Annotated in this window: 9 protein-coding genes and 1 pseudogene; 4 read left to right on the forward strand and 6 right to left on the reverse strand. The window is 55.8% G+C overall.

Annotation, left to right across the window (positions count from 1 at the left end):
* Positions 1 to 493 (reverse strand): annotated as a pseudogene (locus G6R15_RS17615) (transposase); the annotation flags it as partial.
* Between the two features lie 309 nt (positions 494 to 802).
* Positions 803 to 2,353, reverse strand: a complete 1,551-nt coding sequence (locus G6R15_RS17620) for a hypothetical protein (protein ID WP_164661301.1) — start codon at positions 2,351 to 2,353, stop codon at positions 803 to 805.
* Positions 2,354 to 2,812: 459 nt separating this feature from the next.
* On the opposite strand from G6R15_RS17620, the gene G6R15_RS17625 reads away from it, so the two are divergent.
* Complete coding sequence (locus G6R15_RS17625) at positions 2,813 to 4,867, forward strand: alkyl/aryl-sulfatase (protein ID WP_240336801.1); 2,055 nt, start codon at positions 2,813 to 2,815, stop codon at positions 4,865 to 4,867.
* Positions 4,868 to 5,189: 322 nt separating this feature from the next.
* Here the strand turns inward: G6R15_RS17625 and dmdD are convergent, their stop codons facing one another.
* Both dmdD and G6R15_RS17635 read right to left on the reverse strand, forming a co-directional pair.
* Complete coding sequence (dmdD, locus tag G6R15_RS17630; RefSeq protein ID WP_164661302.1) at positions 5,190 to 5,999, reverse strand: methylthioacryloyl-CoA hydratase; 810 nt, start codon at positions 5,997 to 5,999, stop codon at positions 5,190 to 5,192.
* A gap of 23 nt (positions 6,000 to 6,022) precedes the next feature.
* Positions 6,023 to 7,786: an acyl-CoA dehydrogenase gene (locus G6R15_RS17635; RefSeq protein WP_164661303.1), complete on the reverse strand. Its 1,764-nt coding sequence runs from the start codon at positions 7,784 to 7,786 to the stop codon at positions 6,023 to 6,025.
* On the opposite strand from G6R15_RS17635, the gene G6R15_RS17640 reads away from it, so the two are divergent.
* Positions 7,746 to 8,912, forward strand: coding sequence for an AraC family transcriptional regulator (locus G6R15_RS17640; RefSeq protein WP_240336802.1), 1,167 nt, complete (start codon positions 7,746 to 7,748; stop codon positions 8,910 to 8,912). The two genes, G6R15_RS17635 and G6R15_RS17640, sit on opposite strands and share 41 nt — an antisense overlap.
* Positions 8,913 to 8,966: 54 nt before the next feature.
* Here the strand turns inward: G6R15_RS17640 and ubiB are convergent, their stop codons facing one another.
* Positions 8,967 to 10,496 carry a 2-polyprenylphenol 6-hydroxylase gene (gene ubiB, locus G6R15_RS17645; protein WP_164661304.1) on the reverse strand — a complete coding sequence of 510 codons (1,530 nt, stop codon included), beginning with the start codon at positions 10,494 to 10,496 and terminating at the stop codon, positions 8,967 to 8,969.
* Between the two features lie 3 nt (positions 10,497 to 10,499).
* Complete coding sequence (gene ubiE / locus G6R15_RS17650) at positions 10,500 to 11,252, reverse strand: bifunctional demethylmenaquinone methyltransferase/2-methoxy-6-polyprenyl-1,4-benzoquinol methylase UbiE (RefSeq protein ID WP_164661305.1); 753 nt, start codon at positions 11,250 to 11,252, stop codon at positions 10,500 to 10,502.
* Positions 11,253 to 11,338: 86 nt separating this feature from the next.
* On the opposite strand from ubiE, the gene mutM reads away from it, so the two are divergent.
* Positions 11,339 to 12,190: a bifunctional DNA-formamidopyrimidine glycosylase/DNA-(apurinic or apyrimidinic site) lyase gene (gene mutM / locus G6R15_RS17655; RefSeq protein WP_164661306.1), complete on the forward strand. Its 852-nt coding sequence runs from the start codon at positions 11,339 to 11,341 to the stop codon at positions 12,188 to 12,190.
* Between the two features lie 64 nt (positions 12,191 to 12,254).
* Positions 12,255 to 13,031, forward strand: coding sequence for an enoyl-CoA hydratase (locus G6R15_RS17660; RefSeq protein ID WP_164661307.1), 777 nt, complete (start codon positions 12,255 to 12,257; stop codon positions 13,029 to 13,031).
* Positions 13,032 to 13,164: the final 133 nt, after the last annotated feature.

The raw sequence follows: 13,164 nt of genomic DNA on the forward strand, positions 1-13,164 counted from the left end.
TCTCTCAGCAGTGCAGCGATCCTGCGATAGCCATATCGGCCGTATTGACGGGTCAGCTCGATCATGTCGGCGACCAGTCGGTCTTCGTCTGCGCGACCCTGTGGGACGCGCCGTTGCGTGGACCGGTGTTGTCCAAGCACGCGGCAGGCGCGTCGCTCAGATACTTTGAGCTGGCTGCGGACATGATCGATGCAGGCACGACGACGAGCGGGGCTCAGTAGTTTCCCTTTGTGGCTTCCGTCAGGATCAGTTTGTCCAGCGTCAGATCTGAAACTGCGCGTCTCAGCCGCTCGTTCTCTTTCTGAAGCCGTTTCAGTTCTTTCAATTGATCAACACCCATTCCACCATACTTCTTCCGCCAGCGGTAATAGGTTTGCTCAACAACTCCGATCTGTCTGATCGCATCAAGACGGGACATCCCTTGCCCCATCAGAACTTCAACCTGCCGTAACTTCGAGACAATCTCTTCAGGCTTCGGTCGCTTGTTTGCCATTCGTGGTCCTCCATTTCCTAAACATAACGGGGGACCAGTTCAGTTGGGGAGGCTCATCATGACTTCATCTCCTCAAGGAGAGTGTTCGGTATTCTAACCACATCTTTACGCTTCGTGGTTTCGGCCTCTGCCTTCCCGAAAAATGAAACACGCCGCTTTCCAGATCAGCCCAACCGCTATCGAGTGACGGCATCCACGCCATCAACAAAGCCCGTCACAATAGTGGATGAACTCTACAAATCTCGCCGGAAATAGTTCATTCGACCTTCCAGAGAAATCTAGTCGCAAAAACTGCAGGCATTCGCTCGACTATTTGTCGACCTCAAGACCGGCCTTGCGAAGGCTATCTAGCAGCTTCTGTTCGAAAAGATCGCCCAATTGCCAAATTGACAGAATGCTGTTTGCCTCGGCTTCAAAATCCGGTTGTAGCAACAACAACGCTTTCAACGATGACTGGGCAACCTTTCTCTGCCCCAAATTCGCATTCAAAGCTACGCTCCAGAGATGCGTCCAAAAGAAGTTCGGCATGTCGATTTGGTTCAAAACCGTTAATGCCTGCTGGTAATCTCCTTGGTCGAACTCATAAAAGACGCGTGGAAAATGATACCAATGTGGATGCACGGGATTTAGAGCAATGGCGCGGTCCACTATGGCCAGCCCTTCATCCCATTCCCCACTGAAAGCCAATCTCATACCGTAATGCGCCAGAACGGCATTGTCATTTGGGCTCAGACCAACTGCGATCTGACCCGACTTGCGAAAACCCTCAATGTCTCCGCGAACAAAGCGTATGTTGGCCTGCATCAAATACCCTGCTGCCAAGCTTGGATCAATTTCCACAGCCCGGCGCGCAGCGGTATCTGCAGCGGCAATCACCTGTTGGCGGTCTCCGCCGAGCCCAAAGCGGATTTGCTGAAGATAGAGGTTCGACAACACCGCCCAAGCTTCAGCATAATCCGGGCTTTGTACCAAAGCTCGTTGAATGCAGTCCATGATTGCCGGATGCCGACCAAGGTCGATTGTGATCTGGTAGCTATAGTAGCTCAGCACACAGTCATATGCGTCGCGGTTGCTCGGCGGCGTCCTGGTGGCGGCTTTCATCGCGTCCTGAGTTAGAACGCCATATTTTCCAGCGAGTTTTCCGATCACGTCCCGGATGATCTTATCCTGTGCGACGTAGATTTCGCTGGGCGATCTGCCGATAGAGTAGTCATTAACCCAGACGTATCGCTGGCTTTTTAAGTCGATGAGGCGGGCTGACAACAATATGGTATCGCCCTTGTCCAGGACACTTCCTTCCAGTGCGAATTCCGCATTGAACTCTACCCTCAGATCTTGCAGATCAATGCCCCCATGGGACGGTCTCTGACCGCTTCCCAAAGGCAGCACCCAAATGTCACGAAATCGCACTATCTCGCTGGTTAGTTGCTGTGTCAGGCCGTCGGCAAAATAGCTAGGTCCCTGACCCAATGTGTCAAACGGTAGTACGGCCACAACCGGGCCCTTTGGTAGTGTGTCCTCAGAGGTTGAAGGTTTACCTGCCAACAGGCCACCAGAAACAAACCAAATAACGGCGCACAGCGCCGATATCCCGGCCATACCAAGACCGATAAAGGAAAAACGCTGCAAGTTGCGGGTATTCGGATGCGAATCTTCGGGTGACGACGGCGTTTGTTCAAGCCGTGCAATACGCTCAAACCTCGGGGCGTAACCGCCCTTGGGAATGGTCAGACGAAGCGGATCTTCCCTGCCTGGCCCGGCATAATAGCCGTCGATATCTTGACGCAGGCGCCGGGCCTCTAGTCGGACGATTGGGTCAACTTGTTGATCAAAGGTTTCATCCCGGCCAAAAACCGACATGGCGATGGAAACACCTTTGATCTGATCTGCGCGACCATCCAGATGTTCTTCGACGATGTAGGACAGAAAGGCACGACGCTGGGGGGTGGCTGCAAAATCGGGATGAGTCAAAAGGCGTTGCAATTGCGCCCGAATATCAGTTTCCAACAAGTCCACCCGAACAACCTCAATCCCGTAAAAGTCTAGGAAAAACAAACACCCAACACACTTCGCCGTTTGTCATACATGGGATCAAGAGCAAGTGGCAACATGTTCGCACTTCCCAGGTTTTTTTATGGGGCTAACACGGGCAGGCAGATTGCCATGCAGGCATGTGCCGAAGCGCCAAGAGACCAGCTTATGTGTTCAGATTGATCCCGTTCCACGCGAGTAATCGGATCATTTATCGTGAAGCACCAGCACGCCCGTATCTTTGCCGCTTTCGTCTATTGAATTCATTTCGCCAGGAGCTGTCTGACCATGGCACGCCGACAAAAACTACTTCTCACCACCGCACTGTTGATGCTGACCTGCGGTGCAGGGGCCGCACAGGAACACTTTGACCCAAAAGGCAAGATGCCATCGGAATTCACTGTCGAGTTTCAGGAGCAGATGCGTGACTCTTTGCCGTTCGAAGATCAGCGCGATTTTGAAGAAAGCCGCAAGGGGTTGATTGCAGTTCCCGACTATCGCCAGATCAAGACCGAAGACGGAACGGTTGCATGGGACATCGGAAGCTATGATTTCCTATTGGAAGGGGATCAGGATTTTGACTCGATCCATCCTTCGCTTCAGCGTCAGGCTATCCTGAACATGAACTACGGCCTGTACGAGATTCTGGAAGGTAAAATCTATCAGGTGCGTGGCTTTGATCTGTCGAATATCTCGTTCATCCGGGGCGAGACCGGCTGGATCATCTTCGATCCTCTCGCCTCGAAGGAAACTGCAGCAGCAGCATTGAAATTGCTGAGCGACACGGTAGGAGAGCTGCCGATCAAGGCTGTCGTTTATTCCCACTCTCATGCCGATCACTATGGCGGCGTCCGTGGTGTCATTAGCGATGAAGACGTGGCCAATGGTGTCGAAGTCATCGCACCCGAAGGCTTTATGGAACATGCCGTTTCAGAAAACGTCTATGCCGGCAACGTTATGAACCGACGCCTGTTCTTTCAATACGGCGTTCTGCTGCCACGCGACCCGCACGGTCACGTAGATCAGTCAATAGGCAAAAACATATCGGCCGGCACCACCGGCCTGATCGAGCCAACCCGATATGTCTCGGACGACTACGAAGAGATTACGATCGACGGTGTGCGCATGGTCTTCCAGAACACACCGGGCACCGAAGCTCCGGCCGAAATGAACACCTATTTCCCCGACCTCAAAGCGTTCTGGGCCGCGGAAAACATCACGGGCACGATCCACAACATCTATACCCTGCGTGGCGCGCTGGTGCGCGATGCACTGAGCTGGTCAAAACACATCAACGACGCGCTCTACGAGTTCGGGCAAGATGCTGATTTGATGTTCGCCTCTCACTCGTGGCCCCGGTTCGGCAATGACCGAATTCAAGAGGTCATGCGTGCACAGCGCGACACCTATGCCAACCTCAACAATGGTGTGTTGAATCTGGCCAACAAAGGCGTGACCATCAACGAGGTCCACAATGTCTATGAGGTGCCCGAAAGCCTGCAGCAGCAATGGGCGGCGCGCAGCTATCATGGCTCGGTCGAGCACAACAGCCGTGCGGTGATCAACCGGTACCTTGGGTATTGGGATGCCAACCCGACGACACTGACGCCCCTGTCGCCAAAGGACAGCGCCCCCTTGTTTGTCGAGATGATGGGTGGCGCCGGGCCGATCCTGACCAAAGGGCAGGCATTGTATGATGAGGGCCAATACCTCCATGCGACCGAGATTTTGAATAAACTGGTCTATGCTGAACCCGACAACCAGAGTGCCAAGGATCTGCTGGCCGATGCGTTCGAACAGATCGGGTATCAAAAAGAAAGCCCATCTGTCCGCAACTCGTTCCTTGGTGCCGCCTATGAGCTGCGCAATGGCATCCCGCAAGGTGCCACCATCGAAACCACTGGTCCCGACACCATCCGTGCTATGGAAACGTCGATGTGGCTAGATTTCATCGCCATTCGCGTCAATAGCGCAAAAGCGGCGGATATGAATTTCGTCATCAACCTGATCATTCCAGACCGGGACGAGAACATTGTGGTTGAGATGAGCAATGCCACATTGACCCACATTGTCGACCAAACGGCCCTGAACGCTGATCTGTCGATCAGTCTGAACCGTGCCGATCTGGAGAAAGTCATGACAGGCGAACGCAAGTTGACCGACATGCTGGCTGACGGCACCGCTAATTCCGAAGGCAACGCGGATGTTGTGGCCGAGTTGGCGTCCACGTTGGACCAATTCGACATTGGGTTTGAGTTAATGCCTGGAACAGGCGCCAAGGACCTTACGCCTCAGGCCAATGATTTCGCCCAGCCGCCCCTGGCGAATTCGAACGGAGGCTAGTCTTCACAACTATCCAAGCGGACTATCCCAGATCGACCCTCGTTTGTGACAACATGTAAAGTTTGACACGAATTCGAAGTTGGTCTGGGATGCCAGTCCCTTGAAACGGTCGCATTGACCTAGAAATGCGACCGTTTGCCGTCGGTGTAGCAACGGTAAAATCGGCTGAGGCGTGACATCCGCGCGTCGTTCACCCAGCAGGGATCAGTCGTGTCACTGATTATCTTTGCGTGGCAAAACATGACGATCAGCCAAAGCTAATGGGCCTGCTCCTAAGGCCCACCAACGTGTGCTTGCGTAACGTATCGCGGGTCCAAACGTTTCAGCTGTTGGGCCGGACGCGAGCGGCCGTCTTGTTCGCAAAAGCCTCCAAGCGCTCGCGGGCCGCGGGTTGCGTGTTAACGACACCTGCCACTACGGCTTCGGCATAGGCGGCGTCCATACCAGACATGTTGTTCATGTGGCTCACGGCCGAGCAGATGGCGAAATTCGTCAAAGGCAGATTTTGCGCAACTTTAGTCGCCAGCTCCATAGCTTTGTCAAAGCTTGAACCGCCCTCGACGATGTACTGCGCCAACCCCAGATCCACGGCCTCTTGCCCCTGATACACACGGCCAGTCAGGATCATGTCGATCATCCTGTACTTGCCGATCATATCCGACACGCGGATCGTTGCGCCGCCGCCCGTAAAGATACCACGCTGCCCCTCGGGCAATGCAAAGTATGTGCCCGAATCGATTACCCGTACGTGGGCCGCGCTCGCCAGCTCCAGACCACCGCCAACGACAGCCCCCTTCAACGCAGCGATGATCGGCACACCGCCATATTCCATCTTGTTGAACGCCTCGTGCCAGCGCAGGCAGACATGCATGAAGTCATCCGGGCTGCGGTCGGCCTTCCAATGTTCGACAAGATCCAGCCCGGCGCAAAAGTGATCGCCTGAACCGGCCAACACCACGGCTTTGACACCCGCCGTGCGCGCGCCGCTGAAAAAGCGGATCAGCTCTTCGATCGTGGCCACATCCAACGCATTACGCTTGGACGGACGATTGAGCGTAACCACATAGAGACCGTGCTCGTGCGCGGAAATGGCAAGATTTTCGTAAGTTTCGGGATTCACGACGTCGTTCATCTATCAGGTCCTTTCGCGGATCATCATTCGGGGAAAGCTGCGTCCAGCAGGCTGCCCGCACCATGTAGGATACGGGTCTTTTCTGCCTGGCAGTCTGGCAGAATATGCTGAGCAAAGAAAAGCGCGGTGGCTATTTTCTGGGTCATGAACTCTGGGTCTTGCCCAGCCTCAAGGCTGGATTGTGCAACCAGTGCGCCCTTGGCCAGCTTCCACCCAGCCGCCAGCGTTCCGGTCAGCATTAGGAACGGTACAGACCCCGCAAAGGCCGCGTCGATGTCGTTGCGGCTCTTGTCCAGCAGCCAATCCAGTGCGACGTCAAATGCGCCACGCGCCTCGGCCAGTGCTGCGGCGATCGTTTGGGCTGTGTCATTGCCTGCGGCCAACGCCTTTTCGGTTGCCGTTATCCGTGCAGCGAACCGGCGGGCGGTCTCACCCCTATCGCGCATCACCTTGCGTCCCAGCAGGTCATTGGCCTGGATGGCGGTCGTACCTTCGTAGATCGGCAGAATGCGGGCGTCACGGTAATGCTGCGCAGCGCCGGTTTCTTCGATAAAGCCCATGCCGCCGTGAATCTGCACCCCAAGCGAAGCGACCTCAACCGCGCGCTCGGAGCAGAAGCCCTTGACCAGAGGCACCATGAATTCAGCCAAAGCGGCAATCTCTGCATCGTCTTGGTGATGCGCAATGTCCAGCAACCCCGCCGTTGCAGCCGCCATGGCCCGCCCGCCCTCGGTCAGGCTGCGCATCCGCAAAAGCATACGGCGCACGTCCGGGTGTTCGATGATCGCTACGGCACCCTTGGACGATCCGTCGACCGGACGGCTTTGCACTCGGTCCCGCGCATAAGCCAGCGCCCGCTGATATGCCCTATCAGAGGTAGCAATTCCCTGAACACCCACCGAGAACCTCGCCGCGTTCATCATAATGAACATGTACTCGAGCCCACGATTTTCCTCGCCGATCAGGAACCCGGTGGCATCCTTGTATTGCAGCATTGCTGTTGGACTCGCGCGCACACCAAGTTTGTGTTCGATGCTGACACAGTCCACTGCGTTTTCGGTTCCGGGCGTGCCGTCCGCAGCGACCAATTTTTGTGGCACGATAAAGAGACTCAACCCTTTCGGCCCCTGTGGTGCATCCGGCGTCCGGGCCAGCACCAAGTGAATTATATTCTCAGTCAGATCATGGGCGCCGTAAGTGATGAAAATCTTGGTTCCAGAGACTCCATAAGTGCCGTCGGCACGCGGTGAAGCTTTTGTTGTCACCCGCCCCAGATCGCTGCCGGCCTGAGGCTCGGTCAAGTTCATTGTCCCTGACCAACGCCCGGCAATCAGCGGCTCGAGGTAAGTGGCCTTCTGCTCGTCAGACCCCGTCAACAAAAGTGCCTCGATCGCTCCGTCTGTCAGCAACGGGCACAACCCAAAACTCATGTCGGCAGCATTCAACATCTCGACCCCAGCGGCGCCGACGACACGAGGTAACCCCATACCCCCGTGTTCAACTGGATGAGTAAGAGCCTGCCACCCCATCTCGACAAATTGTGCATACGCCCTCGCGTCCCCCTCGGGCATTGTCACGCGACCCTTGTCAAACTGCGCGCCTAGCTCGTCTCCAATATGAGATAAGGGTGCGATTTGCTGATTGCAAAATCGAGCATACCCTTCCAGTACGGCACTGATTTCGGACAATCCGAAGTCTGAATAGGTCGCCAAGCCCGACACCTTTTCCCAGTGAGACAGGTGTTCGATGCAAAACATCAAGTCCCGTACGGGTGGATGGTATGGCATTGGCGACTCCTTGATGTGTCCTATTGCTTCACGTCATCTAGAGCCGCCGTTACTTGAATATAAGCTCATCTCTTGCCAAAACAGTATCGAATTACGCCAACCGAGATCGCACGTGACCAGCAATGACCCAATATCTCTGACAACGGTATCTGCAGCATTTGTTCAGGATTGGCTGGACGCGCTCAGATCCCGGTGCTCACCCGAAATCATGGCGTCGTTGATGACGCGATCCGGTATGCAAGTCAGTCCGATGAATCCAGCTCAACGGGTTACGCTCAATGAGATCGCTCGCCTGTACCAATTAGCGGCGCCAGAAACTGGCGATGAAATGATGGGCCTCTGGAGCCGACCAATTCGCCCACGCGCGTTGCAACATCTGGTTACCGTTCAGCGCGAGGCACACAGCCTGACCTCAGCCCTTTATCGCTTTTCGACCTTTTGGAACTTACTATTGGATGATTTTCGCCTGGACTTGCGCAGCGACCCCGACGAGGTGGCGTTGATGTTAACCCCATATGCACCAGAAGCGAGACCACAACGCTTTGGCCATATGTTGTTGCTCAAGCTGGCCCATGGGCTGCTGTCCTGGCTGAGTGCGTTTGAAACGCCAGTGAAGGAAGTACACTTTGCTTTTGCACGCCCGGATTTTGCCGCTGACTATGCTGTGGTTTTCCCCTGCCCAGTGCAGTTCTCAGCGCCGCAGACCAGCATCCTCTTCGATCCGCGCCAGTTCAACCGCCCGACTGTTCGCACCCCGGCTGAGGCATCGATATTCCTCGAACGCGCGCCGCTTGATTGGATATTTACGGGATCACGCGCGCATACTTGCAGCCTGCGCGTCCGCGCGTTTCTTTATGGCGCAAGTTGGCAGGATTGTCAGCTTCCGGATGCGGCAACCGCGTTGCTAATGACCCCTAGGACGCTGAACCGAAGGCTAAAAGAGGAAGGGGCTTCGTTCCAGAGCATCAAAGACGCTCTGCGCCGAGATATGGCCATACGGGCCCTTCAGGAAGGGACCGACAGCATTGAACAGGTCGCCTTTGATACCGGTTTCTCAGCTCCAGCGAACTTTCACAGGGCTTTTCGCAAATGGACAAGCCGGACGCCGGGTTCATATCGAACCTGAGCCGGAGCTACTCAATTTGTGAGCATTCGCGTAGACAGCCAGTCAGGCCCGAACCTAGAACAGGACATCGGCGACGCTCACCAGCAGACCGCCGACCAAAACCCCACCCAAAACCAGCCACAAACGGCCTTGGAAGACCGACGACTTTGGTTGATCCTCGACCGACTGGGCAATTAGGACCTTTTCTACCAAAGCAGGCAATCGCGGACCAAATCGAGCCATGATCATGGCCGTCTTGGACAGGTCGGACACCAGTGCGCGTGGGCCAATGGATTTCTTGATATAATCCTCGACCACAGGGTGAGCGACGTCCCAGATGTTGATATGTGGGCTAAGCGAACGCGCTACGCCTTCCACGACCACCATGGTGCGCTGAAGCAAGATCAACTCGGTTCGGGTTTCCATGCCAAAGCGTTCAGTCACTTCGAACAGATAGTTCAACAGACGCCCCATCGAGATTTGCGTAGCGTCCATGCCAAAAATCGGTTCGCCGACGGCCCGCAAGGCACGGGCGAATTCATCAACGTCTTGATTGGCGGGAACATAACCGGCCTCAAAATGCACCTCGGCCACACGTTTGTAGTCGCGGCGAATGAAGCCAAAAAGGATCTCGGCATAGACCCGACGGGTGTATTCGTCGATGTGACCCATGATGCCAAAGTCATAGGCGATCAAGTCCCCGTTTGGCGCAACTTTCAGGTTCCCTTGGTGCATGTCAGCGTGGAAATAGCCGTCGCGCAGCGCGTGCATGAGAAACAGGCGCAACACCCGCTCGCCCAGATCGACACGATCATGACCAGCTACATCTATGGCGTCATTGTCACCAAGCGAAACCCCATCAGCCCATCCAAGGGTCATCACCCGGCGCGATGACAGGGACCAGCGCACAGGCGGCAATTGGAACCCGGCATCGTCCTTGGTATTGTCAGTGAATTCTGAAGCGGCAGAACTTTCCAGCCGTAGATCCAACTCTCCCCGCACCACACCGTCAAAGTGTTCAATTACATCCATCGGGCGTAAACGACGTGCACCGGGGGCAAACAGGTCGACAATCCGAGCGGCCAGATAAAAGGCATCGACATCCTTGCGAAATGCCTTTTCGATCCCCGGCCGCAGAACCTTGACCGCAACTTCGTCCCCCGAAGATGCAAGCGTCGCCTTATGCACCTGCGCGATCGAGGCAGCGGCGATCGGCTCACTGAATTCGCTGAACATCTCGGGGATACGCTGCCCCAGCTCACGCTCGACCTCGGCCATCGCCTCGGCCCTTGGAAAGGGCGGCAGTTTGTCTTGCAGAACGCGCAGCTGCTCGGCCAACTCTTCACCCACCACGTCAGGGCGGGTCGACAGAACCTGACCAAATTTGATGTAGGCCGGGCCGAGCGCCGTTAGCGCACGGGTCGCCGGGGGCATGTCAGGGTCACCCTTGTACCCCAGCCATTGAAACGGCTTGCCAAGCGCATGCGCCACAAAACGAAGTAACGGCGGGGCCTCGAACGCGTCGAGCACCACGTTCATGGCACCTGTCCGTTCAAGTGTCGCGCCTGTCCGGATCAGGCGAATGATATTGTGAGGTCCGCGCATCTGTCAGAGCTTCCAGCCTGAATGCAGCGCAGCAATGCCCATCGACAGATTGCGGTACTTGGCATTGCCGAACCCCGCTTTGCGCACCATGCCCAAGAATGTTTCCTGATCCGGAAAATTGCGGATCGATTCCACCAGATACTGATAACTGTCGTAGTCCCCGGCAATCGCCTTGCCCATCCGCGGGATGACGTTAAAGCTGTAGAGGTCATAGAGCTTTTGCAGCCCGTCGTTAGGCAGTTGGCTGAACTCCAGAACCATCAGCCGACCACCTGGACGCAACACGCGATACGCTTCGTTTAGTGCCTCCTGGGGTCGGGTCACATTCCGAATACCGAACGAAATCGTATAGACGTCAAAGGTGTTGTCATCGAACGGCAGGGACATCGCGTCGCCTACGACCCAATTCAAACTGTCGGCCAGATGTGATGCCTCGGCCCGCTTGCGGCCTTCGACCAACATCGGTTCGGTCAGGTCCAGAACGGTGGCGTGACCATGGCCCGCACGACCCAGAAACCGGAACGAGATGTCACCAGTGCCGCCCGCCACATCCAGCAATTTTTGCCCCGGACGCGGCGCCAGCCAATCCATCATAGCGTCTTTCCACACCCGGTGGATGCCCATGCTCATGACATCGTTCATGATGTCATACTTGCTGGCCACCGAATTGAACACGCCCTGGACGCGCCCGGCCTTTTCACCTTCGGGAACTTCGGAGAAGCCGAAGTGAGTGGTCTTTTCGCTATTCTCGGACATGGGCCTTGCCGTTTTCTGAATTCGCCCCTGTTATAGGGCGTTGGAACACGGGCACAATGCGGCCCTTTGGAATAAGGAGTCCCTTAATGCCTGAACTCCCCGAGGTCGAGACCGTCCGACGTGGACTGGCCCCCGCGATGGAAGGCGAAGTGATCGAACGCGCCGACGTCAACCGCCCGGATCTGCGGTGGCCCTTCCCCGAGCGTATGGCCGAGCGGTTAACCGGGGCACGGGTGCAGCGATTGGGGCGGCGGTCAAAGTACATTCTTGCTGATCTGGACACGGGCGAAACACTGTTGATCCATCTGGGGATGTCGGGGCGCATGACAGTTTCGGGCGATCCGCTGGGACGGTTTGTCCATGACCATCCAGCGCCAGAGAAACACGACCACGTTGTCTTTCACATGACCAATGGCGCCCGCATCACCTTTAACGACCCGCGTCGGTTCGGGGCGATGGACCTGCTGCCGACAGTGACCGCGACAGAGCACAAGCTGCTGTCGGTGCTGGGGCCTGAGCCTTTGGGCAACGATTTCCATGAACAGCACCTAGTTGAATCATTTCACGGCAAGAACACACCAATAAAATCCGCGCTTCTGGATCAGGGAATCGTCGCCGGTTTAGGCAATATTTACGTTTGCGAAGCATTGTTTCGCGCCGGAATTTCGCCACGTCGCAAGGCCGGCAAAATTTCTGCAAGCCGCGTAGCGTCCTTGGTTCCGGTCATCCGACAGGTGCTGTCGGACGCCATTGAAGCCGGTGGCTCATCGCTCAAGGATTTCCGCCAAGCCGATGGAGAACTTGGATATTTCCAGCACAGCTTTGACGTCTATGGCCGCGAGGATGAACCCTGTCGCACCCCTGACTGCAACGGGACGGTGGCCAGAATCACCCAATCGGGACGCTCATCTTTCTACTGTCCGCAATGCCAAAGATAACTTGAACGATCTTCCCCTCGTGGTAAGGAATCGATCCAGAACGGAACAACGAAAGCACATCTCCATGGCCTTTGAGACGATCATCGTCGACGTTGAAGACCACGTAGCCCTTATCAAGCTGAACCGCCCGGACGCATTGAACGCGCTCAACACCCAATTGCTGGACGAGCTTTGCACTGCGCTGGCCGACGCCGACAACAACGACAAGGTGCGCTGCATCGTCATCACAGGTTCGGAAAAAGCCTTTGCTGCAGGCGCAGACATCAAAGAGATGTCGGGAAAATCCTATGTCGAAGTGTTCACCGAAAATCTGTTTGGCGACATCGGCGACCGAGTGGCCGCTGTCCGCAAACCCATCATCGCTGCTGTCAGTGGATATGCTCTGGGTGGCGGGTGCGAACTGGCGATGATGTGCGATTTCATCATCGCATCGGACACCGCGAAATTCGGTCAACCCGAGATCAATCTGGGCGTCATTGCTGGTATCGGCGGTACACAGCGACTGACCCGATTTGTCGGCAAGTCCAAATCAATGGACATGAACCTGACCGGTCGCTTCATGAACGCCGAAGAGGCAGAGCGCGCAGGTCTTGTCAGTCGCGTCGTTCCTGCCAAGAAGCTGATCGAAGAGGCGACAAGTGCGGCCCAAAAAATTGCCGAAAAATCCCAACTGACCGCCATGGCCGCCAAAGAGGTTGTGAACCGCAGCTATGAACTTACGCTGAACGAAGGTCTGCTTTTTGAACGTCGCGTGTTCCATTCGATGTTTGCGACCGAAGATCAGAAAGAGGGCATGGCTGCTTTCCTGGAAAAACGCGAGGCCCAATTCCGCGACAAATGACGTGGCGTAAGGGAATCACTTTGTGGAACGGGCGGGTCATCGACCTGCCCGTTTCGTTTCAAGGACCCGGCACAGAAACGGCTTGGCATTCCCAGAAAACTTGGCTAGATAGCGCCGCAATACATGCGCGTGC

The sequence above is a fragment of the Tropicibacter sp. Alg240-R139 genome (assembly GCF_900537075.1).
Taxonomy (GTDB): Bacteria; Pseudomonadota; Alphaproteobacteria; order Rhodobacterales; family Rhodobacteraceae; genus Falsiruegeria.

What these genes read in the sequence shown, in the direction of transcription:
- dmdD (WP_164661302.1), bottom strand. Translation starts at nt 5,999, where the DNA reads ATGAACGACGTCGTGAATCCCGAAACTTACGAAAATCTTGCCATTTCC.
- ubiE (WP_164661305.1), bottom strand. Translation starts at nt 11,252, where the DNA reads ATGTCCGAGAATAGCGAAAAGACCACTCACTTCGGCTTCTCCGAAGTT.
- ubiB (WP_164661304.1), bottom strand. Translation starts at nt 10,496, where the DNA reads ATGCGCGGACCTCACAATATCATTCGCCTGATCCGGACAGGCGCGACA.
- G6R15_RS17625 (WP_240336801.1), top strand. Translation starts at nt 2,813, where the DNA reads ATGGCACGCCGACAAAAACTACTTCTCACCACCGCACTGTTGATGCTG.
- G6R15_RS17635 (WP_164661303.1), bottom strand. Translation starts at nt 7,786, where the DNA reads ATGCCATACCATCCACCCGTACGGGACTTGATGTTTTGCATCGAACAC.
- G6R15_RS17620 (WP_164661301.1), bottom strand. Translation starts at nt 2,353, where the DNA reads ATGTCGGTTTTTGGCCGGGATGAAACCTTTGATCAACAAGTTGACCCA.
- G6R15_RS17660 (WP_164661307.1), top strand. Translation starts at nt 12,255, where the DNA reads ATGGCCTTTGAGACGATCATCGTCGACGTTGAAGACCACGTAGCCCTT.
- G6R15_RS17640 (WP_240336802.1), top strand. Translation starts at nt 7,746, where the DNA reads ATGCAAAACATCAAGTCCCGTACGGGTGGATGGTATGGCATTGGCGAC.
- mutM (WP_164661306.1), top strand. Translation starts at nt 11,339, where the DNA reads ATGCCTGAACTCCCCGAGGTCGAGACCGTCCGACGTGGACTGGCCCCC.